Annotated in this window: 27 protein-coding genes; 18 read left to right on the forward strand and 9 right to left on the reverse strand. The window is 59.6% G+C overall.

Going from position 1 to position 24629, the window contains the following annotated elements:
• The first annotated feature begins 60 nt into the window (after positions 1 to 60).
• The gene (locus tag WC529_03300) at positions 61 to 681 is read left to right on the forward strand and encodes a hypothetical protein (protein MFA5113306.1); all 621 of its coding nucleotides are present in this window, start codon (positions 61 to 63) and stop codon (positions 679 to 681) included.
• Here WC529_03300 and WC529_03305 read toward each other — a convergent pair.
• Both WC529_03305 and WC529_03310 read right to left on the reverse strand, forming a co-directional pair.
• Positions 676 to 1929: a 3-isopropylmalate dehydratase large subunit gene (locus WC529_03305; GenBank protein ID MFA5113307.1), complete on the reverse strand. Its 1254-nt coding sequence runs from the start codon at positions 1927 to 1929 to the stop codon at positions 676 to 678. The genes WC529_03300 and WC529_03305 overlap by 6 nt on opposite strands.
• Entirely contained in the window at positions 1929 to 2819 is an 891-nt protein-coding gene (locus tag WC529_03310; protein ID MFA5113308.1) for a hypothetical protein, read from the reverse strand. The genes WC529_03305 and WC529_03310 overlap by 1 nt, the downstream gene beginning before the upstream one ends.
• A 109-nt stretch (positions 2820 to 2928) precedes the next feature.
• Here WC529_03310 and rnc point away from each other — a divergent pair, with 109 nt between their 5' ends.
• The 6 genes from rnc to WC529_03340 all read left to right on the forward strand — a co-directional run bounded on the left by rnc (position 2929) and on the right by WC529_03340 (position 7604).
• Positions 2929 to 3756: a ribonuclease III gene (gene rnc, locus WC529_03315; protein MFA5113309.1), complete on the forward strand. Its 828-nt coding sequence runs from the start codon at positions 2929 to 2931 to the stop codon at positions 3754 to 3756.
• Positions 3753 to 5042, forward strand: a complete 1290-nt coding sequence (locus tag WC529_03320) for a dihydroorotase (GenBank protein ID MFA5113310.1) — start codon at positions 3753 to 3755, stop codon at positions 5040 to 5042. Before rnc ends, WC529_03320 begins: the two co-directional genes overlap by 4 nt.
• Complete coding sequence (locus tag WC529_03325) at positions 5026 to 5676, forward strand: carboxypeptidase-like regulatory domain-containing protein (protein MFA5113311.1); 651 nt, start codon at positions 5026 to 5028, stop codon at positions 5674 to 5676. The genes WC529_03320 and WC529_03325 overlap by 17 nt, the downstream gene beginning before the upstream one ends.
• On the forward strand, positions 5673 to 6014 hold the full coding sequence (locus tag WC529_03330) for a hypothetical protein (GenBank protein ID MFA5113312.1): 342 nt from the start codon (positions 5673 to 5675) through the stop codon (positions 6012 to 6014). Before WC529_03325 ends, WC529_03330 begins: the two co-directional genes overlap by 4 nt.
• 63 nt (positions 6015 to 6077) lie before the next feature.
• A complete protein-coding gene (locus WC529_03335; protein MFA5113313.1) occupies positions 6078 to 6443 on the forward strand; it encodes a hypothetical protein in 366 nt (121 codons plus the stop codon).
• A 3-nt stretch (positions 6444 to 6446) separates the two neighbouring features.
• Entirely contained in the window at positions 6447 to 7604 is a 1158-nt protein-coding gene (locus tag WC529_03340) for a secretin and TonB N-terminal domain-containing protein (protein MFA5113314.1), read from the forward strand.
• On the opposite strand, the gene WC529_03345 is transcribed toward WC529_03340, so the two are convergent.
• Positions 7601 to 8326: a UPF0280 family protein gene (locus WC529_03345; GenBank protein ID MFA5113315.1), complete on the reverse strand. Its 726-nt coding sequence runs from the start codon at positions 8324 to 8326 to the stop codon at positions 7601 to 7603. The two genes, WC529_03340 and WC529_03345, sit on opposite strands and share 4 nt — an antisense overlap.
• 58 nt (positions 8327 to 8384) lie before the next feature.
• Between WC529_03345 and WC529_03350 the strand changes: the two genes are divergently transcribed.
• Positions 8385 to 9287 carry a hypothetical protein gene (locus WC529_03350; protein MFA5113316.1) on the forward strand — a complete coding sequence of 301 codons (903 nt, stop codon included), beginning with the start codon at positions 8385 to 8387 and terminating at the stop codon, positions 9285 to 9287.
• Here the strand turns inward: WC529_03350 and hisB are convergent.
• The 3 genes from hisB to WC529_03365 are packed head-to-tail and all read right to left on the reverse strand — an operon-like array spanning position 9267 to position 13061.
• A complete protein-coding gene (gene hisB, locus WC529_03355; protein MFA5113317.1) occupies positions 9267 to 9893 on the reverse strand; it encodes an imidazoleglycerol-phosphate dehydratase HisB in 627 nt (208 codons plus the stop codon). The genes WC529_03350 and hisB overlap by 21 nt on opposite strands.
• A complete protein-coding gene (ruvB, locus tag WC529_03360) occupies positions 9893 to 10903 on the reverse strand; it encodes a Holliday junction branch migration DNA helicase RuvB (GenBank protein MFA5113318.1) in 1011 nt (336 codons plus the stop codon). Before ruvB ends, hisB begins: the two co-directional genes overlap by 1 nt.
• Complete coding sequence (locus WC529_03365; GenBank protein MFA5113319.1) at positions 10887 to 13061, reverse strand: transglycosylase SLT domain-containing protein; 2175 nt, start codon at positions 13059 to 13061, stop codon at positions 10887 to 10889. The genes ruvB and WC529_03365 overlap by 17 nt, the downstream gene beginning before the upstream one ends.
• Before the next feature lie 46 nt (positions 13062 to 13107).
• Here WC529_03365 and galT point away from each other — a divergent pair, with 46 nt between their 5' ends.
• Genes galT through WC529_03385 form a run of 4 tightly spaced genes read left to right on the forward strand, consistent with a single transcriptional unit; the run spans position 13108 to position 16044 of the window.
• On the forward strand, positions 13108 to 14118 hold the full coding sequence (galT, locus tag WC529_03370; GenBank protein ID MFA5113320.1) for a galactose-1-phosphate uridylyltransferase: 1011 nt from the start codon (positions 13108 to 13110) through the stop codon (positions 14116 to 14118).
• A complete protein-coding gene (locus WC529_03375) occupies positions 14102 to 14848 on the forward strand; it encodes a TlyA family RNA methyltransferase (protein ID MFA5113321.1) in 747 nt (248 codons plus the stop codon). The genes galT and WC529_03375 overlap by 17 nt, the downstream gene beginning before the upstream one ends.
• Before the next feature lie 13 nt (positions 14849 to 14861).
• Positions 14862 to 15251, forward strand: a complete 390-nt coding sequence (locus WC529_03380; protein MFA5113322.1) for a hypothetical protein — start codon at positions 14862 to 14864, stop codon at positions 15249 to 15251.
• Between the two features lie 31 nt (positions 15252 to 15282).
• Positions 15283 to 16044: an NAD(+)/NADH kinase gene (locus WC529_03385; GenBank protein MFA5113323.1), complete on the forward strand. Its 762-nt coding sequence runs from the start codon at positions 15283 to 15285 to the stop codon at positions 16042 to 16044.
• Here the strand turns inward: WC529_03385 and WC529_03390 are convergent.
• From WC529_03390 to WC529_03400, 3 genes are read right to left on the reverse strand one after another with little or no spacing between them, the layout of a single operon-like run.
• Positions 16041 to 16259: a hypothetical protein gene (locus WC529_03390; GenBank protein ID MFA5113324.1), complete on the reverse strand. Its 219-nt coding sequence runs from the start codon at positions 16257 to 16259 to the stop codon at positions 16041 to 16043. The genes WC529_03385 and WC529_03390 overlap by 4 nt on opposite strands.
• Positions 16256 to 16444, reverse strand: coding sequence for a hypothetical protein (locus WC529_03395; GenBank protein MFA5113325.1), 189 nt, complete (start codon positions 16442 to 16444; stop codon positions 16256 to 16258). Before WC529_03395 ends, WC529_03390 begins: the two co-directional genes overlap by 4 nt.
• 45 nt (positions 16445 to 16489) lie before the next feature.
• Positions 16490 to 17323, reverse strand: a complete 834-nt coding sequence (locus tag WC529_03400; protein MFA5113326.1) for a histidine phosphatase family protein — start codon at positions 17321 to 17323, stop codon at positions 16490 to 16492.
• A gap of 89 nt (positions 17324 to 17412) precedes the next feature.
• Here WC529_03400 and WC529_03405 point away from each other — a divergent pair, with 89 nt between their 5' ends.
• Genes WC529_03405 through WC529_03430 form a run of 6 tightly spaced genes read left to right on the forward strand, consistent with a single transcriptional unit; the run spans position 17413 to position 24616 of the window.
• On the forward strand, positions 17413 to 18438 hold the full coding sequence (locus WC529_03405; protein MFA5113327.1) for a serine/threonine-protein kinase: 1026 nt from the start codon (positions 17413 to 17415) through the stop codon (positions 18436 to 18438).
• The gene (locus WC529_03410; GenBank protein ID MFA5113328.1) at positions 18439 to 19068 is read left to right on the forward strand and encodes a PASTA domain-containing protein; all 630 of its coding nucleotides are present in this window, start codon (positions 18439 to 18441) and stop codon (positions 19066 to 19068) included.
• Positions 19065 to 19715, forward strand: coding sequence for a ribulose-phosphate 3-epimerase (rpe, locus tag WC529_03415; GenBank protein MFA5113329.1), 651 nt, complete (start codon positions 19065 to 19067; stop codon positions 19713 to 19715). The genes WC529_03410 and rpe overlap by 4 nt, the downstream gene beginning before the upstream one ends.
• A gap of 49 nt (positions 19716 to 19764) precedes the next feature.
• Positions 19765 to 22224: an HD domain-containing protein gene (locus WC529_03420; protein ID MFA5113330.1), complete on the forward strand. Its 2460-nt coding sequence runs from the start codon at positions 19765 to 19767 to the stop codon at positions 22222 to 22224.
• Positions 22225 to 22247: 23 nt separating this feature from the next.
• Positions 22248 to 23348, forward strand: a complete 1101-nt coding sequence (gene ribD, locus WC529_03425; protein ID MFA5113331.1) for a bifunctional diaminohydroxyphosphoribosylaminopyrimidine deaminase/5-amino-6-(5-phosphoribosylamino)uracil reductase RibD — start codon at positions 22248 to 22250, stop codon at positions 23346 to 23348.
• Complete coding sequence (locus WC529_03430) at positions 23348 to 24616, forward strand: radical SAM protein (protein ID MFA5113332.1); 1269 nt, start codon at positions 23348 to 23350, stop codon at positions 24614 to 24616. Before ribD ends, WC529_03430 begins: the two co-directional genes overlap by 1 nt.
• Positions 24617 to 24629: the final 13 nt, after the last annotated feature.

The raw sequence follows: 24629 nt of genomic DNA on the forward strand, positions 1-24629 counted from the left end.
GAATTAATTATACCTTAAAGGACTGAAATATTCATCTTGCCGTCACGACAATAAGCTGAAATGCGCACAGCGAACAGGATCGGCCGAACAGACGGGAAATACGCGGGCGTGATGGCCAACGGGGCATACCGGCGCAATCTCGAACTGGTCCGGAACAATCAGCTTCGTTTAACTGCCAGGTTCGTTATTGCCCTTAAGGATCCGGCACACCCGCTGGGGAATCTTTTTGCCAAAAAAGACCTGAATAATTGCCCGGTCTTGAAAGAAGCGCTGGCCGCCCGGGCGGCGGATAAAGTGGCGGCCGCCTTGCAGGCCTGGCTTCTCGAGAGCGTTTTTCAGATGAAGATCATGACCGACCAGGGACTAGCGGAAGTCATCAGAGGGGCGAGACGCTGGACGCCTCCCGCAATAACGGACGATGGCTGGCACCAGGTCGCGCAGAAGGTCAGAGAGGGGTATATGCGGATGACGCCGAAGGGGAAGCGCGCGTACACCCTAAATTTAGCCAGGGTATTGAACACTTTTCCCGGCGAACTGGCGGAAATGGCAAAACAAGCCCGGACATATAAACTGGTAAAGCATTATCAAGTGGTTGTTAAAGCCGGGGTAGGCGGGAGAATGGAACTTGATCTCTTGACCGACCTGCGCGCCGAAGAAACTTCCCGCTGGCCGCGTTTATAAATACTTCCGCGGATCGGTTATCTGCCCTTCGATCAGCGAAGCGGCGACCGTCGCGGGCGAACCTAAATAGATAAAAGCGTTCCGATTTCCCATCCGGCCTAAGAAGTTCCGGTTGGCCGTGGAAATGACATTCTCCCCGTCGGACGGGACGCCGTTATGCGTCCCGACGCAGGGGCCGCAGCCAGGGGTGACGGCGACCGCGCCGGAATCGAGCAGACTCTGGTAAGTTCCATCCTTGATCATCGCCAGCAGAATGTCCTTGGAAGAGGGGGCGACGATCAGGCGGCAGCCGTCTTTCACTTTCTTCCCCTTCAGGATCTGGGCGGCGACCTGGAAATCTTCCAGCCGGCCGTTGGTGCAGGTGCCGATCAACCCTTGCTGGACCGGCGTGCCGGCGACGGCCGAAACGCCGCAAGTATTGTCGACCTGGTGCGGCTTGGCGATCTGCGGTTCGAGCTTCGCAACATCGATCTCCACGACCTGCTTATAGACTGCGTCCTTATCCGCTGCCTGCGGGTTCGGTTTCTTCTGCCCGTGCTGTTTGACCCACTCCAGGACCTTGGCGTCGGCGTTCATCAAGCCGGCCTTGGCGCCGCATTCGATCGCCATGTTGGAGAGGGTAAAGCGGGCGTCGACCGACAGGGCGTCGATCGCGTCGCCCACGATCTCCAGCGCCAGGTAAGTTGCCCCGTCCGCCCCGATCTGCCCGATCAGGTTGAGGATCAAGTCTTTCGAATAAATACCTTTGGGGAGTTTCCCCTTATAGACGACTTTCAGCGTTTCCGGCACCTTGAACCAGAGCTTGCCGGAGATCATCCCGGCGGCGAGGTCGGTCGAGCCGATCCCGGTCGAAAAGACGTTGATCGCGCCGTAGGTGCAGGTGTGGGAGTCCGCCCCGATGACGAGGTCGCCCGGCACGACGTGCCCCTGTTCCGGCGTCAGCTGGTGGCAAACGCCGCAGCCGATATCATAAAGCTTGATCCCCTGTTCTTTGGTGAACTCGCGGATTTTTTTGTGAATGGCGGAAACCCCTTCGTTGGGGGAGGGGGAGCTGTGGTCGATGATGATGGCGATCTTCCTCGGATCGAAAACTTTCTTGGCGTTCATTTTCCGGAACGAATCGATCGCTACGCCGGAAGTGCCGTCCTGGCCGATCATGAAATCGAGGTCGGCGATGACGATGTCGCCAGCTTTAGCGTCCTTTCCGGAGTGGTTGGAGAGGATCTTCTCCGCGATCGTCTTCCCCATTACTTGATCTTCTTTCTCTGCTTGATCGCCTGTTCGATGAGGCTGGCTTTTTCGATCAGGTACGGGTCGAGGCCTTCCATGTCGTGGACTTCCTTGAGCAGCTTGGCCGCTTTCGGGTGGGTGACGACGTCGGCCATGTCGAGCTTGGCGCGGGCGACCAGGTCCTTGTAGTTAAAGGACATCTTGATCACTTCGGTCAGCAGTTTTTCCGCTTTGTGGAAGTCTCCCTTGCGGGCGCGGCGCGCCAGGATCTCCGACTTGACGACCTTGCCCTTGTTGGCGAAGTAGTCATCCGGCCGGGAGGCTAATTCCTTGAGCGAGAAGTCGACCAGTTTGAGCGCCGCGGCCAAGTCGTCGGGGTTCCGGTAGAGGACGATCTCCGCCTTGGAGAGCAGGGCGCGGCCGCGGAAATACCAGTGGGCGGCTTTTTCCTTGACGACGGAGTTGATCAGCTCGAGCGCGGTCGCCCAGTCGCCTTTGTCGCGCCGGGCGAGGCGCAGCTCCGCCTCCACGATGATCCCCTTGGAGGCGAAGAACTCGGACACGTCCTTGCCCAGGATCTGGCGGGCTTTTTCGCAGAGCGAGATCGCGTTGCCGAATTCCTCGGGGATACCGATCAGCAGCTCGGCCTTGCCGATCAGGGCGCGGGCCTTGAGATATTCCGGCGGGTTGCGCAGCAGGATCTGGTCGTAGGTCCGGGTCGCCTCTTCCTTGTCGCCCGGCTCGCCGCGGCCGACCAGCAGGTCGGCGATACCGAACAGGATCTCCGGCGCGTCGGAACGCTTGGGATGCTGGGCGAGGATGTTGCGGTAGCGGCGCAGGGCCTTATTGATCTTCTCTTTTTCGGACGGGATCGGGAAGCCGATCTCCTTGTCAACGATGTAACTCATTATTGGGGATAAAACCGCCATTAATAACCACCCTCTGGCAAGAAACCGCCGGAACGGACGCTCGGGTTCCTTGTTTTTCAATTCTATATAATGTAAAATGTAATGTCAAATGCAACCGCTCTCGCCCGAACGAGAAAAGTCACTTCAGGAGCTGGAAAAAAAGCTCGACCTCGCTTTTCTGAACAAATCGCTCCTTAACCAGGCGCTGTCCCACAGCTCTTACGGCCACGAAAAAAGCTTGCCGGACAACGAGCGCCTGGAGTTCCTGGGCGACGCTGTCCTCAAGCTGGTGACCACCGAATACCTCTACAACAAGTTCCCGGAACGGGCGGAAGGCGACCTGACCAAGATCCGCGCGTCGGTGATCTCCGACGACACTTTGGCCGTCGTCGGCAAAGAACTGGCGCTCGGCGACCACCTGCTCCTGAGCGAGAACGAGATAAAGAGCGGCGGCCAGCGGCGCAAATCGAACGTGGCGAACGCCTTTGAGGCGTTGATCGGCGCGGTTTTCCTCGACGCCGGGTTGGGCAAATCGCGCGACATGGTGATCGACATGCTCCGGGAAGAGATCGAAAAAGTCTCCAAGGCCGGCTACATCAGCGATTACAAATCGGCCTTGCAGGAATACGCGCAAAAAAGGAAATACGACCTGCCCCAGTACCGCGTCATCAAAGAATCCGGCCCGAAGCACCGGCGCGTTTTCTGGATGGAAGTGAAAGTGCGGGGGCGGCGGTACGGCGTCGGCCGCGGCGCGAACAAGAAGGAAGCGGAACAGCGGGCCGCGGCGATGGGCCTGAAACGGATCAAGCAGGAAGAGCGCGGCGGCGCGCCGGAGAAAAGGCCGCCAGCCAGACCGCCGGCCAGACGGCCGGAACAAAAGACGGCCGGGATCCGGGCGCTGCTGAATAAAGTCAAAAAGAAGATGAACCTGGAATGAGCAAGCTACTGATCAAAGGCGGCAGGGTGATCGATCCGGCGAGCGGCCTCGACGGGATCAGGGACGTGCTGCTGGAGAACGGGAAGGTCAAAGCGGTCGGGTCGCGGGTCACGAGTCACGGGGCACGAGTCATTGACGCTAAGGGAATGTTAGTGCTGCCCGGGTTGATCGACATGCATGTTCACCTGCGCGATCCGGGCCGGCCCGACAAGGAAACCATCGCTTCGGGGGCGCGGGCGGCGGCGCTGGGCGGCTTTACGACCATCTGCTGCATGGCCAACACCGATCCGCCGATCGACAATCCGGCGGCCGTTGAATACGTCATCGCCAAGGCGAAAGCGGAAGCGATCGTCAACGTGCTGCCGATCGCGGCGGTCACCAAGGGCTTGAAGGGCGAAGAATTGGCCGAGATCGGCCGCTGCCGGATGGAAGGGGCGGTGGCCTTTTCCGACGACGGCCACCCGATCATGCGCGCCGACGTGATGCGGCGGGCGCTGGAATATACCCGCCAGTTCGACGCGCCGGTCATCGCCCACTGCGAAGACTCCGGCCTGTCGGCCGGCGGCTCGATGAACGAAGGGGTGGTCTCGACCGAGATCGGGTTACCCGGCAGCCCTTCGCTCTCCGAAGAAGTGATGGTCGCCCGCGACGTGCTGCTGGCCAGGGAATACGGGCGGGTCCACGTTGCCCACGTTTCCTGCGCCCGCTCCATCAAGTTCATTCGCGACGCCAAGCGGGAAAAAGCGCCGGTCACCTGCGAAACCTGCCCGCATTATTTTACCTTGACCGACGAAGCGGCCCGGGAATACGACACCAACGCCAAGGTCAACCCGCCGCTCCGCACCCGGCCCGACCGCCAGGCGGTGATCAAGGGTTTGCAGGACGGAACGATCGACGTTATTGCCACCGATCACGCGCCGCACACGATCGACGACAAGAACGTCGAGTTCAACCAGGCGGCCAGCGGCATGGTCGGCCTGGAGACGGCGCTGGGGCTGGTCCTGACCCAGCTGGTCGCGACCAAGGCGCTGTCGCTGCCGGAAGCGGTGGCGAAAATGACCGCCAACCCGGCGCGCATCCTCGGCCTGGCCGGCAAAGGGACGCTGCGGCCGGGCGCCGACGCCGACCTGATCATTGTTGACCCGGCCGGCAAATGGACCGTTGACCCCGGTAAATTCGCCTCGAAAAGCCGGAACACCCCTTTTGCCGGCTGGCAGCTAACGGGGAAGGTCGTCCAGACCATCGTTGGCGGCAAGCAGATCGTTAAAGATGGCAAGCTCGCGTAAATACTGGGCCGGCGCCGGCGTCCTGCTGACCGTGCTCGGTTTCTCCCTCGTTTTTTCCCTGTTCGGCTGCGGCGACCTGGAAAACGGCAACGTGGCTTCCCTGACGATCAGCCCCGGCACGACCACGGTCGGCGTTAACCGGAGCGCCGCGTTCAGCTCGCTGGCCAAAGACAGTGCCGGCAAGATCGTCTCCGCCTCCGTGACCTGGAGCGTGATCGGCGGGCTGGGGACGATCTCCCAGACCGGGCTTTTTACCGCCGGCGGCAACGAAGGGACGTGCACCATCGTCGCGACGGTCGACTCGATCTCGGCGCAGGCCAGCGCAGCGATAACGGCCAAGGGCTGGATTGTGGGGCGAGTTTCCGCCTCGGACGGATCGAATCCCTCCGGTTTAAAAGTCTACCTTTTCGACTTGCCGACCTATGTCGATTTTACCGACAGTTCCGGCGATTATTCGATCTCGGGCGTCCCGGCCGGCCAGCACAATGTTTATACGCTGGAAACTTCGATCTATTACCCCGGGTCGCAAGAGGTTACCGTGGCAAGCGGCGAGACCGTTACCCAGGATATTTTTGTTAACATCAAGCCGGGAACGCCGACGATCCCGACCATCCCCATTCCGACCTTTATATGACCGCCGACCTCCCTCCGCTGGAAGAAGGAAAAAGGATCGCCCACACTTATCTAAGCAAAAGAGGGTGGGCCGGCGAATGGCGCCGCTCGCTGAATACGCAGCTCTACCCGGCGTTCCAACGCGAAGAATTCGAAGAAAAACAGCGCCGCTGCGACCAGCTGGAAGATGAGGCGGAAGAGTATTTCAGCGGCCAATACGAGCTCTGGCGCAAGATTGATACGGCGATCGGCCGGGAGGTGCGGCTGGGCATCTGGCAAGTCCTGGGCCGCCGGACCGACCTCGGGTTTTACGGTAAAAGGATAGTCGACCGCCTCAAACGCGAATTCGCCCCGCTCTAACTGTCGAAATCCCCTACAATTCCCCGGGACTAAGCGTGGCAATAAACTTGCTAGGCTTCTGGCATGGGACGATCGGTCTGGCTTTTACTCCCCCTGGTCTTATTGCTGGGCGCTTGCGCCGGCAGTGAAGAGGGGGCGAAGCCTTCGTTCGAGCCGGAAAATCTAACCCCGGAAGCGGCGGCGATCAGCAATGAAGCGGTGGCGGTCTACGACCAGGCCGCGGACCGGGTCGTTTTAAGATTAGCGGGTGAGCCCGGCAGGCTGCCGGGCGGCAGCGGGCGCCTGGTTGGGGTGGTCAGCGGGGGGAAGAAAGTCGCCCTGCTGGACCTTGGCGGCCGCGGGCTCGCCCTGGCGGAAGGAGACAGGCTAGATGATTATCGAGTTGTGGGGATTGCTGGCGATCGCCTTTTACTTAAACGAGAGAGGTAGAAAGTGAAAAGGGCGCTCTTTTTCTGCTGGGCCTTGATGATGTTTTTAACGCCGTCCGCCATTTGGGCGGTGCCGCTCGAACGGATAGATTTCGAGGACGCGCCGGTGGTCGGCATCGCGCAGGCGCTGGCGAAAAGCGCCGGCTTCGACTTGGTGATCGCGGGGGACCAGGCGGCCGCCCAGGCGAAAAAAGCGACCGTTCACCTAAAGGAAGTTGAGGCGGAAGAGGCGCTCGAATACATCCTGCGGACCAACGGTTTCAATTACGAGAAGAAGGGAACGGTTTTACTGGTTTCCTCTTTGCCGCAAGACCTGGCGCCGACCGCTTACCAGCCGGCGATCGCGGTCATTAACCTTAAATATCTGGGGGCCGCCAGGGCCGTTGAACTGCTGGCAAAATTGCTGCCGGCCGCCGCTTTCCAAGTTGGCGGGAGAGCCAGCGCCCTGGTCATCAGGGGGAGGGAGGCGGAGATCGGCGAAGCCCGGCGGCTCCTGGCCGAGATCGATAAAAGAGCGCCGCAGATCCTGATCGAAAGCAAGGTCATGGAACTGTCGCAAAGCGATTCCTTAAGGCTCGGGCTCTCGTTCGGCAACGGGGCGTATAAGTTCGTCACCAATAAGGAGACGAAGATGACCCGGCCGGCCGACGACCTGGTCACGACGCTGAACGCGCTGGCCGCCAACGGCCGGGCGAACGTCGTTGCCAATCCCCGCATTGCCACGCTGGACAACCAAGAAGCATTGATCAACATCGGCAACCGGATCCCCTATGCCGTGCCGGTCACCAGCGGCGGGGCGACCACGCAGTGGACGGTCGATTACATCGATGCCGGGGTCAAGCTGAGGATCACGCCGCAGCTGGGGGAGGCGGGGGAGATCACTACGCTGATCCAGCCGGAAGTCTCCACGGTCTCCGAATGGCGCACGACCGCCGCCGGCGATTTCCCGGTCATTTCGACGCGCAACGCGGCGGCCACCGTTAGGGTGAAAGACGGAGAGACGATCGTGATCGGCGGGCTATTGTCGGAAACGGTGCGGGAAAACGTCAGCCGGGTCCCGGTCTTAGGTTATTTGCCGCTGCTCGGCTATTTATTTCAAAACAAGAGCCAGGAAAAAGAGAAAACAGAAATAGTCTTCTTGATAACCCCGCATATTATCTAAAGCGGAACGATCTTGAGTTTGCCTAAGGCGCCTAATTGATCGTCCTTGATTATCAAAACCCCGTCCAGCCCCCGGATCTTTTTGGCTTGCTTGAGGCCCGCCTCGATATCGCCGACATCCTTGACGACATTGCCGATGGCGGTGGCGGCGGCGTCGGCCAGCAGAGCGCTTTTCGCGATCACCACGACGGCGTCCGCCTTGCCGAAGCTGAAGGAGTGGCCGACCGTCCCGGACGAGGTGCAGACCGAGAACGGCTCGGGCCGGGGTTCGAGCTCAAGGGCGATCTTCTCGGAAAAAGGGGAGGCGCCGGCGTAGACGCCGACCTTGCGCGGCTGGCTGATCTTCAGGAAAATATCGCCGCCGTTCTCCACGATCAGCTCCTGGGTGAACGCCAGCAGCTCTTTGCCGACGAATTCGGCTATTGCGCCGGCGACCGCCGCCATCGGGCCGACCTTGACCCGGCGGGCCGCGTCGGCCATTGCCCGGGCGATCGGCGGGGCGTCGTAGCGGACCCGGTGGGAGGAGTAGGTCTTGAAAAAGGTCGGGTCGCTTTCGATGTACTTTTCCAGTTCCGTCCGGTACTTCAGCGTAAAGGCGAACGCCTTGTCATAGAGGTTCGTGTCGGCCAGGATCAGGAGATCGGTCTCCTTTTCGATGATCTCGAATTTGATCAGGTTATCGGCTTTGACGTAATTGCGGTAAGTTCGCTCTTCATAGACCATGCCCCGGATTATAGCAAAGATCTGAAATAATGCGAAATAGAAGGCGATATAAAAGCAAATGAGTAATGTCGCCGTGACCAGGGGGCTTTTTCATTATATCCTTTCGGCGCAACAACATCGGGTTGCTCTGGCGAAAGTCCGGGCCATGCCGAAAATGCTTAAGGATATATCCCGCATGAGCGGCTGTTTTGTCGGAAAGCCGCAATTCGTGATCGAGAAAAAAGGCGACAGAACCACGGTTTTTCGTGAAGATTATTATAGCCAGCTTGCCGAAGTGGTCGCCGAGCATCAGCCGGAAGACGGACAACGCTTAAGCGTTAGCGAATGGGAGGTCTTCTCCAAATATCACGGAATTGAGCCAGAGCGGCCGCCGGTAACCATGCATGATGTTTTTTCCCTTGAGGGATTAACGATCAAGACGGGGAACCCCTTCCGCAACAACGCGTTCGAAGAGTTCCACCGGGCATTATTGGCCCGTTGTGCCGGCATCGTTGAGGCAAAATCGCCGCTTGGATTTATCTTCTGGCAGAATGATATTTACGGCGAACGGCAGCCCGGTTTAATGTTCTATAAGCACCTCAACGGGCTTGATCTGGATAAAGCGATCGACGCGGAAGACGAGGGGGCTATGAATTGGGCGCTTTGGGAATCAGGTAAATTTTTCAGCCGCTTGATCAATGCCAAGTTGTACCTTGAAGACGCTGACCGCCTGAACAATTATTTCATTGAAAAAAACGCGGCCAACCGGATATTCCGTTTTCTTGACCTGGAGAGGCTGCACCCGATCGGGCAATATACCGACAAAAAGAAGGCCGAGATGATCACTAATTTCGGCCGGAAAGCGATCGGGCGCGGATGGTTAACGCAAGAGAAGTTAGGGGAGTTCATTATTGTCGCCCTGGGGGCCGACTCGCCAGCGGCCGATCTGGTCCGGCAGGCTTTAGAGCCGTCCTTTAGTTGAAGGAACGCCCTTTTTCCGCGGATTGACGGCGCAGGCGCGCATCAGCGCCACGCCGAAGGCTTTGAAGATCGCTTCGATCTTATGGTGCGTGTTCTTCCCCCGGACCAGGTCGATGTGCAGTGAAACGCCCGCCTTATAAACGAACGCCTCAAAGAATTCCCGGAGCATCTCGTCGTCCAGGTAAAGTTTCACGCGCGTCTTGCCGATCTCCGCGTAAATAAGCTCCCTGGGGAATTTCGCCTTGAAGGTAAAATGCGGCCGGCCGGAGATGTCGATCGCCGCTTTGACCTCGGCCAGCGATTCGTCCATCGGGACGATGGCGTGCCCGTAGCGTTCGATCTTTAATTTCTTTCCCAGCGCCTTGGCGAAGACTTCACCCAAAGAAAGCCCGGTATCCTCGATCAGATGATGGAGGTCGACCTCCAGATCGCCTTTAGCCGCCAGCTTCAGGTCGAACAGGCCGTGCTTGGCGAACAGCGTCAGCATGTGGCCGATGAACGGGATCGGATACTTGATCCGGCTTTTCCCCGAACCGTCGACGTTCAATTCGATCTTAAGCGCGGTCTCCCTGGTCTTTCGGAGCAGTTTAGCCGTTCTTTTTTTCATTAGAATAATTTCTCCTGTGGCGAGCTCTCTTTGCCCGTTTTCAATTTGCGGCCGACGTGCGTGGCGGCGGAAGGGGTGACCAGCCGGCCGCGCGACGTCCGCTCCAGGAAGCCGAGCTGCATCAGGAACGGCTCGTAAACGTCCTCGATCGTTTCCACTTCTTCGGAGATCCCGGCCGCGAGCGTCTCGACGCCGACCGGGCCGCCGCCGAACTTGTCGATGATGGTGATCAGGTACTTGCGGTCGATCTTGTCGAGCCCGAACTCGTCAACCCCCAGGGAATCAAGGCATTCCTTGGCAATGGCAAAGGAGATCTCCCCCGAACCTTTGACCTGGGCGTAGTCGCGGACCCGGCGCAGGAAGCGGATAGCGATGCGCGGCGTGCCGCGGGAGCGTTTGGCGATCTCCAGCGCCCCCGGGCCTTCGATCTTGATCTCCAGCGACTGGGCGGCGCGCATGACGATCTGCTTCAGTTCGTCGTGGTTGTAATATTCCAGCCGGTTGACGATGCCGAAGCGGTCGCGCAGCGGCGCGGAAAGCAGGCCGATGCGGGTCGTCGCCCCGATCAGGGTGAAGCGGGGGAGGTCGAGCCGGATCGAACGGGCGCTCGGCCCCTTGCCGATGATGATGTCGAGCCCGAAGTCTTCCATGGCGGGGTAGAGGACCTCTTCGACCACCTTGTTGAGCCGGTGGATCTCGTCGATAAAAAGGATGTCGTGCTGCTTGAGGTTGGTCAGGATCGCGGCCAGGTCGCCGGGACGCTCGATCGCCGGCCCGGAAGTGACCTTGATGCTGACCCCCATTTCGTTGGCGATGATGTTGGCCAGCGTGGTTTTGCCCAGGCCGGGCGGGCCGTAAAAGAGGAGGTGTTCCAGCGCTTCGCCGCGGGAACGGGCGGCCTCCATGTGGATGTGCAGGTTGTTCAGGATCGGCCCCTGGCCGATAAAGTTGTCGAACTTGCGGGGCCTTAGGCCGTCAAAGGCGCGTTCGTCGTCATGATTTTCGTTCATACAATCTCTTGTACTCAAAATAGCTGCCCATCACCTTTTGCACGTAGAGACGGGTTTCCCGGACCGGGATGCTTTCGATGAACTCGTCAATATCGACCGAGCTCAGGTCGCCATTATACCAGCTTTTCACGTATCTCGATATCCGGTTGGGGCCGCCGTTGTAGCCGGCCAGGGCCAGGTAAGCGTTGTCCTGGAAGCGCTTGATCAGGTCGGACAGGTAAAAGGTCCCCATCTTGATGTTGGTGGACGGCTCGTAGAGCTTGGCGGTGCGGTAGCCGTTCAGCTCCAGCTTTTTAGCGATCCCGGTGCCGGTCCGCGCCATGATCTGCATCAGCCCCCGGGCTTTGGAGCGGGAGACCGCCTTAGCATTGAACCGGCTCTCTTCCCGGATCACCGCCAGGACCAGGTAGGGATCGATATCGAACTTATTGGCTTCGCGGGCGACGTGCGACCAGTAGCCGCGCGGGTAACCGAGCTCCCAGATCTTCTTGGGCAGGACCTCCGGTTTGCCGCTGATCACCGCTTCTTTGATCTTCCGGTCGGCAAAACGGATCGGCTGGCGGAATTCGCCCGAGCGGACCAACATCTCGCCCAGCTTGATCTGGGCGGAATCTTTCTCGATCTCCGAAGTGATATCGACCAGGTAGCGGGCTTCTTCCGCGGCGTACTGCGGCAAGCCGACCCCCATTAGCTCCTTATATTTGGCCAGGTGGGCGCGCGCCTCCCGGGTGCTGCCCGGGTCAACGTCGCCGATCTTGGTCTGTTCCCAGATCTCCATGATGGCGGCCAGTTCCGCGGTCTTTTCGCCGTCGACGTTGCTGAGCACGGCGGAATAATCTTCGCCGTTGAACGAAGTGCCTAGTGAATAGGAAATACCACCGGCGTTGAGCCGGGCCTGCGCCCGGTAGGCGTAATAAGTGTGGTCAAAGCGGCCAAGCAGTTTTTTGTAGACCTCAACGGCGGCGCCGCGGTTGCCGAGTCGTTCCAGCGCTTTGGCCTCGAAGAAATAGCAGCGCGCGCTGTCCTCGCCGGCCGGATAGATCTGGGCCATGTGCAGGTAAGTGGCGGCGTTCTGGAAGTCGCTGTTCCAATAGTAGAGCCGGCCGATCCGCCAGATCGCCGCCGGCACGGCTTTGCTGTACGGGTATTTGGTGATCATCGCGTAATAGGCGTCGAGCGCCCGCTGGGTGTTGTCTTTCTGTTCGTAGTAATAACCGATCCAGTAGGCGGCGTCGTCGGCCAGCCCGGAATCGGGATAATTTCCCGTGACCTTCATCAGCGAATAAATGGCGTTGTCGTAATCGCCGCGGCGGCCGCGCGCCAAGCCGAGGTAATAGTGTGCCCGGCCGGCCGTATTGGCAGGGCCGCGCGTCGCTTTTTCCAGGTCCGAGATCGCCGCCGGCTTGTTGGCCTGGTCTTCCGCCCGGCCGAGCATGAGCAGCGCTTCGTAGGCGTACTTGCTGTGCGGGTATTCCCGGGCCAGACGATTAAAGATGTTCGCGGCCATTTCGTAATCGTCCTGTTCGAAATAGGCCATCCCTTTCTTGTAAAGCACCGGGGCGGTGGCGGTGAATTTGGGGAGCTTCTTTTTATGCGCCCGCTTCAGCGCGGCGATCGCCTGGCGGGACCGCTTGCCGAAATAGCTTAAGGGGTGGAACAGGTCGACCTCTTCGTACGCCAGGTACGCGGCTTTCCAGTCCTTTTGGGCTTCGCGCGCGCGGGCGATCAGGTAACGGGCTTCCGCCGCTTCGGCCGCTTCGGGATATTTATCGACCAGGCCGGCAAAGGTCTTGACCGCCCGATCGTATTTTTTCAGGTTGAAGTAGCTCTTGCCCATCTGCAGATACGACCGGGAGAGCAGCAGGCTTTCGCGGTGATCGGTAACGACTTTATAGTACTCCGGGACGGCGGCGCCGTATTCCCCGCTGGCGTACAGGGTCTCGGCCAGCTCGAACTGGGCGTAATCGGCCAGCGGATAGCGCTTATCGCCGGCGGCCTGGCGGAAAAGCGGGAGCGACTCGGCGAAACGCCCTTCCTGCCGGGCCAGATAGGCCTTGATCAACGGGGCGCTCGCCTCAAGCCGGCCGCTTTCATCGGACTGGGCATTGAGAGGGATCGTTAAAACAACAAGCAGAATTGCGACGATAGCGCTGCGCATTTGAGAGATTAATTATAACATTTTTCGTGTTATAATACAAACCACCATGCCAGAGCTGCGCCAGAATCCGGCGACCAAAGAGTGGGTCATTATCGCCACCGAGCGCGCCCGCCGCCCGGAAGAGCTGGGGACCGGACCGGCCCAGTTTACCCCCAACGAACATGATAAATGTCCCTTCTGCCCCGGCAAAGAGACTTTAACGCCGAAAGAGCTCCTCGCCTACCGCGCCTATGGGACGCAGGCGAATTCCCCCGGCTGGTGGATCCGGATCATCCCCAACGCGTTTCCCGCCCTGATCCCCCAGGGGGTCCCCGAGCGGTTCAAGGTCGAGGATTTTTTCACTTACATGGAAGGGCTGGGCGACCACGAAGTGATCATCGAGTCGCCCGATCACCAGATGACGATCGCGTTGATGGAAGAGAAGCAGGTGGAAGAGCTTTTCCTGGCCTACCGGGAGCGTTACATGACCCTGGCCAAGGACCCGCGCTTTGAAATGGTCATTTTGTTCAAGAACTACGGCGCGTCGGCGGGGACCTCGCTCCGCCACCCGCACTCCCAGATCATCGCCACGCCGATCACGCCGCTCAATATCCGGAACCGGATCGAATCGGCCATGCATTATTTCGACGACAACGGCACCTGCGTTTATTGCGACATGATCGCCAAAGAGAAAAAGATCAAGGAGCGGGTGGTCAGCGAGACCGATAACTACATCGTGTTCGAGCCGTTCGCCGCCCGCGCTCCGTTCGAGACCTGGGTGCTGCCGAAAAAACACTGCTCCTCTTTTGAGTCGATCTCGGCGGAGAGCGCCAAGGAGCTGGCCTTTGTCATGCGTTCAACGCTGGGCAAGATCTACCGCTCGCTGAGCAACCCCGACTATAACTTTGTTTTTCGCTCCGCCCCGGTCCACGAGAAGAACGTCGAATACTACCACTGGCACATCATGATCCTGCCCCGGGTCAGCGCGGTGGCCGGTTTTGAGCTTGGCTCCGGGATCTACATTAATACCGTTATCCCCGAAGAAGCGGCCAAATTCCTCCGTGAAACAGCGAGTTAGGCTCGACCAGTATCTTGCCGACCAGGGTCTTTGCGCTTCCCGCAGCAAGGCGCAGGCGGCGATCATGGCCGGGCTGGTCTATGTCGCCGGCCAGAAAGCGGAAAAGCCGGGGATGAACGTGGTGGAAGGGGCCAGCGTCGAGGTGCGGGGCAAACCGCATCCTTTTGTGAGCCGCGGCGGGGTCAAACTGGAAAAAGCCTTGAATGAATTTCCCATCGACGTCGCCGGGCGAACGGCGCTCGACGTCGGCGCTTCGACCGGCGGCTTTACCGATTGCCTGCTGCAGCGCGGTGCCGCCAAAGTTTACGCGGTTGACGTCGGTTACGGCCAACTCGACTGGAAATTGCGCAACGATCCGCGCGTTGCGGTTATTGAGAGGACCAACGCCCGCAACCTGACGCCCGGCGACCTGGTCCCCCAGGCGGCTCCCCCCACGCTGGCGGTGATCGACGTCTCCTTTATTTCCCTTTCGAAGATCCTGCCGGCGGTCTATAATTTATTGGCGGACAAGGCGGAGATCGTCGCCCTGATCAAGCCGCAGTTCGAAGCGGGCAAGGGGAAAGTGGGGCGGGGCGGGGTCGTCAGGGACGAGGCGGTCAGGCAAGAGGTTATCGCGAAAGTGCAAACAGGGGCGGAAGGCTTAGGCCTGAAGACCAAGGGCTTGGTCCAGTCGCCGATCGAAGGAGCGGACGGGAACATTGAATACCTTATTTGGCTCGGCAAAGGATGACCCGGCAAAGCTGTTGAAGCGGCACGGGTACCAGATACTCGGGAAAAACCAGCGCGAGCTGGTGGAGATGACAATTGAGGGGCGGGCGCAGCTCGGCGAGCTGGTCGCGGATTTTACCGTCGCGAAAAAGGGCAAGCGGTATGCGGTCTGCGGGGTGAGGAGCGAGGGGGAAAGCGATCCGACGCTGCCGGCGCTGCGCGACAGGTTGATCGCTTTTGACCGGGCCTTCGGTTTGAACGGCGTAATCCTGGCCGACTGGCAAAACGAGCGGCTGCAAACGATCGCGCTCCGCTACCCCCGGGAGCGGGGGCTCGAGTTTTATTTCCAGTTCCTGGCGGCGCTGTTTGTCCTGGCGTTCGTTATTGGTATAATCTGGCTGATGGTCGCCGTTAAACTCTTCTAGGGACCGGGGACTAAGGAAAAGGAGAACAAAAATGACAACGGTCAACGTAATTTTTAAAAAAGAAGACAAGCTGATCGCCGGGACGGCGGCGCAGGTCGTTAAAGACCTGAAGGCCAAAGGGTATAAGGTCGGCGAGCGGAACGCCAAGTTTGTCATTACGCTCGGCGGCGACGGGACGACGCTCCGGGCGGCCAGGCAGTTGGCGAAAAGCGGCACGCCGATCCTGAGCGTCCACATGGGGGGCGTCGGCTTCCTGACGGAGATCGAACTGCGGCAGCTGAGCGAGGCGCTGGCGCAGATCAGGCGGGGAAAATACCAGATCGACGAGCGGACGATGATCGAAGCGCACACCGGCGGAAAAACCTTGATCGCCCTGAACGACCTGGTGATCAGCAAGAGCGGGATCGCCCGGGTGATCAGGCTGGAGATCGCCGGCATCGCGGAATACGTGGCCGACGGCCTGATCTTTTCCACCGCGTCCGGCTCGACCGCTTACAACCTGTCGGCCGGCGGGCCGCTCCTGACGCCGGACGCGCAAAGCCTGGTGATCTGCGCGATCTGCCCGCACACGATCAATACCCGGCCGATCGTGATCGATAAGCCGATAAGCGTTATCCTGACGCGGGGCGGGGACGTGAACCTGACCGCGGACGGCCAGCAGGTGCTCGCGCTGCAGGAAGGCCAGAAGATCGTGGTGCAAAGATCGCGGCTCAAGGCCCGCTTCATCCGCTTAAAGGAATACCCGTTCTTCTTAAGGGTAAAACAAACGTTCGGTTTCGGGCAGAGGAATTAGTTCAGGACGCTGCCGCTGTTCAGCTCGGTCAGGCCGCCCAGGTCGCTCAGGAGCATGATCGGGTGCGGATCGGAGAGGTTAGCCGCGGCCGTGTACGGGAAGACGGAGAAGAGGACCAGCCGCTGCATGTCGGTCTCGATCAGTTTGGTAAAATAGGTGAAAGCCGCCGTTTTTTCCAGCGTTTCGATGACCTTGGCGTTGTCCATGGTGTTCATCGGTAGCTCCCCTCACTAGCCTCGAGCTTCAGAAAAATATCGGCCATGACCTTAACGAAATTGCCGGTGGTCTTGGACTGTTTTTCCAGGGACATGGCGTCCTGGACGTAATTGGCCCGTTTTTCCTGGCCCTTGCGGGTGATGGAAGCGACATCGTATTGATCTTTTAAGTAATCTTGTGCCATGGTCTTTTCCTCTCAAGTATATATCGTCCGTTTTGGGCGGAAATTTCACTTTGTTTCCAGATGCCCCGCATCGGCCCACAGCCACAAATGGTTATCGCTCAGATCGGACGAGAATTCGATCACGGTTATCGCCGTCGGGGCAATGTTGTCGATCAACGGATGAAGATGCGCCAGATGGACGCCGAAAGCCCGGGCGGCGATGACGCCGTTCGCCCAGGCGTGGCCGACCATCAAAAAGGCTCTTCCCAGATTACTGCGGACCGCCCGGCCGACGACAGGGCCGGTCCGGTCGGCGACGTCGGAAAAAGATTCGCCGCCGGGGGCTTTCCAGCGATGCGGTCGGTCCCGGAGGAGCCTAAAACTCGTCGGCAGCCGGGCCTCGATCGACCCGCTCCCGCCCGCGCTGCGGTCGAAAAAGCAATGATGCCAGGTGCCGCAATTTATTTCACCCAGAGCGGGTTCCGTCCGGTGCGGTAACCCGAGATCGGCCGCGATCTCGGCGGCGAGCAATCGCGCCCGGGATAAGTGACTGGAGAAAACGAAGCTGAAAGCGAGGCCGCGCAGCGCCGTTTTCAGCTTGAGGGCTTCGGTTCGGCCCGTCTCGCTGAGAGGAATATCTTCCGAGCCGGCCAGCTTCCTGATTTCGGAGTAGACCGTTGAGGGATGCCTGACAAAGACAGCTATCGCTCGGTCAGGCCCGATCTCGTTCCTGTCCAGGTGTTCCCGGACCTCCGCGATCCGAGAGAACCGACCCCCGGCGATCAGCTTCTCGGCTGTATGAACCAAGTCGGCCCTGGCGGCCAAGTCATAGGACAGCGGGTTTGCCAGTTTGCTCGTTAGCCGGCCGTTTACGATTTTAATCCGATTGGTAATTATCATATTATCCAGCCCGCAGGAATATCGGCCCCTGCGGCCGTTGATTTCATTGCTTTAGGGATCATCTTCCCCGTGTTATAATAACGACCGGCATGGAGCAGCTCCTCAAAAGCAAGTACCGCATCGGCAATAAGCTGGCGGAAAACCCCTTTAGCGTCACTTATCAGGGCTTCTTTATCGGCACGGAAAAGCCGGTGATCGTCAAGATCTACAAGCGCGGGACCCTCAATTCTTCCCTGATCAAGAACATGAAGCAAAAGGTCCTGGCCCTGTCGCTGCTCAACCACCACGGAGTGGCCAAGCTGCTCGACGGCGATTACGGCTGGCAGGGCTTCTACTACGTCCGGGAATACGTGGACGGCTTCAGCCTTAAGGACCTGCTCGACCGGCGCGAGAAAGCCGGGATCGACAAGGCGTGCGCGGCGACGGAGCAAGCGGCGGCCGCCCTGCAGGCCGCCCACGAGCGCGGGATCGTCCACGCCGGGATCAAGCCGGGCAATATCTTCGTCGACAGCCAGGGGCTGGTCAAGCTGGCCGATTTCGTGATCGAGGGGGAGATCAAGTCGGCGCTGCCGCAAAAGGTGGAAGAGCTGATGAGCGGCGCCCGGTACGCTTCGCCCGAGGAACTGCAGGGGGAACCGGTCACGCCGGCCTCCGATATTTATTCGCTCGGCCTGGTTTTATACGAAATGGCGACGGGAAAACCGCTGCCGCAGGCGGAGGGTTTGTCCGGCAGCTTGCAAAAGCTCCGGGCCAAACAGCTGTTGCCGAAAGAAGAGCTGGCCGCCTTGCCCCCTTACCTGAAAGACATTATCCTCTGCGCGACCGCAAGGGAGCCGCTGCGGCGGTTCGCGTCGGCCGAAGAAATGAGGGAAAGCCTGGAGAAAAAGGCCTTGATCAGACAAGCCCCGGCCGACGAAGAGCTGATCCGGATCTACGAAAGCGTCGTGACCCAGTACGGCGGGGAGGTCGTCGACCAGGAGAGCGAAGTGCTCCAGGACGTCGGCCGGATCCGGCTCCGCTGGGGAAGGGAAAAGCACCGGAACTGGATCCTGGCGGTCGTCGCGGTCTTGGCCGTGGCGCTCGGCATAATCTATGCTTTTCTCCTGGGATTATAAATGCTAACGACATACCTGGTCCTTTATCTGCTGTTCGTGATCGCGGCCAGCCTGGCCGTCAGCCTGATCGTGCTGCGGCTTAAGCTCCCGTCGCCCCGGCTGGTCATCGGCCTGCTGACCCTGTTCATCGTTTCTCCCCTGGTCATCGGCTACTTTTACCTGATGTATTTTAATTCGCTGCCGGAAACGGTCACCCCGGACGTGACCGGCCTGCCGCTGGTCGCGGCGCAAGCCCGGCTGGAGGAGATCGGCCTTAAAGCGCGGGATGCCGGTCAGGTTTACGAATCAAAACAGCCGGAGGGGACGGTCGTTTCTCAGCGGCCGGAGCCCGGGCGCCACGTGAAAGTCGGCCGGGTCGTCAATTTAATGATCAGCGGCGGCAAGCGCAAGGTCCCGGTCCCCAACCTGATCGGCCGGCCGCTGGCCCAGTCCGACGAGCTCCTGCTGGCGGCCGAACTGCAGCTGGGGGATATCCGTTTTGAGCGGATGGACGGGGTGGCGGAGGGGACGATCCTGGCCCAGGAGCCGATGGCGGGGGAAGAGACCGGGGCCGGCGGCAGCGTCGACCTGCTGGTCGCCACCAGCGGCGAAGTGATCACCGAAGAAACAACGGAGGAGACCGAACAATGAACATCAAGATCGCCCCCTCGATCCTGTCGGCGGATTTCGGCCAGCTGGCGAACGAGATCAGGAAGGTCGAGGCCGCCGGCGCCGACCTGATCCACATCGACGTGATGGACGGCCATTTTGTCCCGAACATCACGATCGGGCCGCTGGTCGTTAAAGCCTGCCGCCAGGCGACCAAGCTGCCGCTCGACGTTCACCTGATGATCGAGAACCCGGACCGCTACATCCCGTATTTTGCCCGGGCCGGGGCGGACATCATTACGATCCACGTCGAAACGGTCAAGAACCTCGACGCCGACATTGAGCTGATCAGGCAACACAACGTTAAGCCAGGTGTTGTCGTAAATCCGGGAACGCCGGCCGATTCGGTCTTTCACGTTCTGGACAAAGTCGACATGGTTTTATTAATGTCGGTCAATCCGGGCTTCGAGGGACAGAAATTTATGCCGGTGGTTTTAGATAAAATAAAAGTCCTTCGGTCGTTAGTCGTTAGTCGTAAGTTGTCAGTTGATATCGAGGTAGACGGCGGGATCAATCTGGAGACCGCCAAAGAGGTCGTCAAAGCGGGGGCGAACGTGCTGGTCGCCGGCTCGGCGATCTTTTACGCCAAGGATTACCGCGAAATCATCGGCAAGTTAAAAGCAATTTAACCGCGCTTAACTGAAATTTCCCCGATTTACGGGCGAAAAGCATCTGGTCATGAATAGCCCAGGGAAAATACGTTTTACCTTTGTTAACAAGGGCGGACAGGTGCGCCGCGTTCCGGCCGGCCAGCAGTTCTATATTAATATTTTGCTGCAGTCCGAATTCCATCCCCGGATCGCCGTCTTGGCCGACCGGATCGAGACCATGATCAGGGAGCGGGGCGACCGGAGCAATTTTAACCGGCAGAAATTCTACGAGGCGGCCGGTGTTTCCATCTGGGCGCACCGCGACGTGAAACGGCAAACGAGCGGGCGGCCGTACGCCGACCACCCGATAACCGTGGCGGAGCGGGATGTTAACATTTTGCGGGTGACCGACAGCGAAGAACTGATCGCTTGCCTGCTTCACGACACGGTCGAAGACACCGAGATAGACCTGAAGTTCATTGAACGTCGGTTCGGACGCGGGACCGCCGTCTTGGTCGACGGCGTGACCAAGATCACCCAGCTGGGCAAGGACAAGCTGATCAGCGAAGAGAACATCGATAAATTCGTCGGCACCCTGGCCCGAGACATTCGCGCCTTGCGGATCAAGATGATCGACCGTGGAGTGAACCTGGAGGACGCCGAAAAACTATCGGCCGAACGGCGGGAAAGAAATTGCCGTGAAGCGCTGGATTTTTACGTTCCGCTGGGCGTCCTGTGCGGCTTCATGAAAGCCTCCCGGCATTTGTCGGACATCGCCTTTAAGAAACTGCACCCCGATCGATATAACGAGGTCGCAGCGGTGATCAAGGAGACGATCGGCAAAAAACAGGAATTGTTGGATTCGCTGCGGCGGGAGATCGCGGCCAAATTCAAGCAAAGAGCCCGCCGCCAGCCGGCCGAGATCCTGACCAAGCCGCGGACCGTCTATGAGGTCGACCAGATCGCCGCCATGCGCGGGACGGAAGCCCGTAACCTGTCCGACGTAGTGATGATGCAGATCACGGTCGAGACCGAACAGGATTGTTACGCGTTGATCGACGTCGTCCATTCGCTGGGGATCCCGATCGACCGCTACTGGCACGATTACATCAAGGACCGGAAGATCAACGGTTATCAATCGCTCCACACCGGGGTCCTGGCCGGCGATACGCTGATCCGTTTCCAGATCAGGACCAGGCGGATGCAGGCGGTCGCCAACGACGGGGTCCTGGTCGACGCCTATGACCGGGGCGGCAGGTATGTCCAGCCGCGGCTCCCCTGGCTGAATGCCGATTGGCTGCAGACGATCTTTGAGGTCAAGGATCGCCGGGAAAAGATCAGGCTGACAAAATCACTGGCCCAGGCCTGGCTGGCGACGGTCATGGTGACCGGCCCATCGGTCAACACCATTTATCGCGACGTGCTGCTGCCGCGCGGGGTCACGCCGCTGGAGATCGCCTTTATTACCGACCCGCTGCTGGGATTTTGCCTGGCCGGAGCGATCCATGATGAACGGCCGCAAGATTTACGCGAACCGATCAGGCAGGGGGTTGGCTTGATCAAGCTGCAGATCGGCGGCGAAGCCAAGCCGCTGGATTATGCCAAGATCTTGGCCGATCCGCTGGCGCGGCGCCGGTTCATGACGCACCAGAGAAAGAGCGGTGAGCCGTCCCGAATTAAATTCGCCCGGCAGGTTTTGGAAGCGGAGCTGGCCAAGGCTTTTATCCGGCTCCGGGAAGTGGAAGAGGTGGACCCGGAAAAAACGCGCTGGCTGATCGAAAGGACCGGCAGCGGCGAGAGCGCGGCGGTTGACGCGGCGGCCGAGATCAAGTCCTCTATCCGTCGCGGCGGGACCGAGATCAGAGTCATAGAAAGGCTGGAATTGGAAACCCGAGGCTTCCCTCAGGAAAGCCTGATCAATGCCGTCAAGGAGAATTTTCCGATCGAGCGGTACGGCAGCGAACGGAACGAATTAAAACTGTCGATCCCCCTGCGAAACCCGGCCCAGGAGCAGCAGTTCGTTAATTACCTGGAACATCTCCGGCATATGGCGGGGGTTAAAGTGACCAACCAGAGGCAGGTCCGGCCGCCGCTGCTCGATGACCTGTCGCTGAACGAACATTCGCTCTATTACTCTTTTGACCTGGCTTTGGAGGCGGCAAAAGCGCTAAAAGAGCAAGGCGGGAGGATCCTTGACCTCAATCTAAATCCCTGGCTGATCCAGATGTTGCCGGACGAGCAAAGGAGCGAGATCGATGCGCTGGTCGCCCAGCATATCGCCAGCGCGCGGATCTTGTTCCTCAGCGGCAAAGACCCGGCTGAAGTCGCGAAATTCCAGCGCGCGCTCCGTGCGCTGATCGAGCGGAGCATGTTCGACCTGCCGCTCATGGTCGTTTTTGAGAAGAAGGGGATGTTCCATACCGAAGGGGTCGTCCGGGGCATCCAGGAGCTGGCCGGGATCGGCTTTGAGATCATGGAGATGGGGCACACGGCCGATTTTATCCTTGATTGCCTGCGACAGCGCGTCGGCGAGCTGACAGCGCGTTGATTAAGTGTTAAAATGCAGTCCCGATGTGGACTGAAGACGATATAAGGTTCATGCGCGAGGCGCACGGCCTGGCCAAATCGGCCGAAGGGCGGACAACGCCCGACCCGCTGGTCGGCGCCGTCCTGGTCAAAGCCGGCCGGATCATCTCCATGGGGTACCACGGCGAAGTCGCCACCCCGCACGCCGAAGCCTGGGCGATCCAGAAGGCCGGCGAAGAAGCCCGCGGCGCGACCCTCTATTTAAATTTAGAACCCTGCTGCAATTTTGCCAACAAAAACAACCCTCCCTGCACCGAAGCGATCATCAAGGCGGGGATCAAGCGGGTCGTTGCCTCGATGAAAGACCCCAACCCGCTGGTGAACGGGCGCGGCTTTGCCAAGCTCAAGCGGCACGGGATCAAGGTGGAAGTCGGCCTGCTGGAAAAAGAAGCGCGCCGGCTCAACGAGGTGTTCGCCAAGTACATCAAGACCAAACGGCCGTTCGTTTGCCTCAAGACCGCGCTGACGATCGACGGCAAGATCGCGACGCGGACCGGCGCCAGCCGCTGGGTAGCCGGGCCGGCCTCGCTCCGCTTCGCCCATCACCTGCGCAATATCTACGACGCCATCCTGGTCGGCATCGGCAACGTCCTGATCGACGACCCGCGGCTCGACGTCCGCCGGGTGGAAAAGGTCAAAGACCCGGTCCGGATCGTCCTCGACTCGTTCGCCCGGACCCCGCTGCGGGCCAAAGTGCTGACGACCGGCACCGCCCGGACGATCATCGTCGTCGGCCCGCGGGCGCCCAAGAGCAAGATCGAGTCGCTGGCCAAAAAAGGGGCGGAGGTCTTGCAAGTGGCGGCCCCCAACGGCCGGATCAACATTAAGGAGCTGCTCAAGAAGCTGGGGGAAATGAAGATCACCAGTTTGCTGGTCGAAGGCGGCGGCGAGGTCAATTCGTCGTTCATTGCGGCCAACGCGATCGACAAAGCGTACTTTATCATCGCGCCCAAGATCTTCGGCGGCCGCGATGCCAAAACTCCGGTCGAAGGCGAGGGGATCGCCCTGCCGAACCAGGCCAAATGGCTGAAGAACGTGTACGTCGACCGGCTGGAGAACGATATCCTCATTTCCGGTCACTTCTGATGTGTTACGCTATCCCCGGCAAGGTTACGGCCATCGACGGCAAGAAAGTCACAGTCGATTATTTTGGCGAGAAGAAAACCGCCATCAATGAGATTGTCAGCCTGAAGGTCGGCGATTATATCTACGCTCAGGGCGGCTACGTCATCCAGACGGTCCCCGAAAAAGAGGCGATCGAGACCCTGGAAACGTGGAAAGAGCTCTTCTTTGAGCTCCGGGAGACCGACGTCAAACTTTCGCGCAAGCCGTCCGAGCTCGGCGTCGACCAAAGCTTTTCCCTGATCATCGATAAGGCGTCGGAAGGACGCGAACTGAGCCGCGACGAGCTGTTACGCTTATTAAAGAGCGAAAACCCGGCCGAGCTCGAACTCCTTTATAAAACCGCCAACTTTCTCCGCCAGAAATACCTGTCCAACTCCTGCTGCGTCCACGGGATCATCGAGTTTTCCAATTACTGCCGGAACGACTGCGTTTATTGCGGGATCAGGCAAAGCAACGCCGACTTAAAGCGCTACCGGATGACGGAAGAGGAGATACTGGCGGCGGCGGCCGAAGCGATCGACCAACACGGCTTCAAGGCGTTGGTCCTGCAATCAGGCGAAGACCCGGAATTTCCGGTCGAACGGGTCGCCAAATTGGTCAAAGCGATCAAAGCCCGTCATGCCGTCTTGATCTTTGTCTCGGTCGGGGAGGTCGGTAAGCCGGGCCTAAAGCTGCTTTGGGAAGCGGGGGCGCGGGGAATATTGATGCGTTTTGAGACGAGCGATCCCAAGCTATACGCTAAACTGCATTGCGGCGATAAACTGGAAGAGCGGCTGGCAGAACTGCGCGAAGCCTATCGCCTCGGGTTCCTGGTGATCGCCGGCGGGCTGATCGGTTTGCCCGGCCAAACGGCCGAAAGCCTGCTGAACGATATCCGCCTGACCAAGGAATTGAACGCCGAAATGTACACGTTCGGCCCGGTCCTGCCGGACGGCCCGCCGACCGACCTGGTCCTGAAAGTTTTGGCCGTCAGCCGGATCGTCGACCCGGTCAACGCCAAGATCGTCGTAACGACCGGTTTTGAAACGCTCGACCCGGAGGCGAGGAGGAAAGGGCTGCTGGCCGGCGCGAATTCGGTGATGCTCAACGTCACCCCTTTTAAGTACCGCAAGCTCTACGACATCTACCCGAACCGGGCGCATGTCACGGAAACGATCGGGGAACAGATCAAGGCCACGCTGGAACTGCTTTATTCCCTGGGCCGCGCCCCGACCGACCTCGGCCTTTAAGCCCCGCTTGACA

This window comes from Candidatus Margulisiibacteriota bacterium, assembly GCA_041650855.1.
Lineage (GTDB): Bacteria > Margulisbacteria > WOR-1 > O2-12-FULL-45-9 > XYB2-FULL-48-7 > JALOPZ01.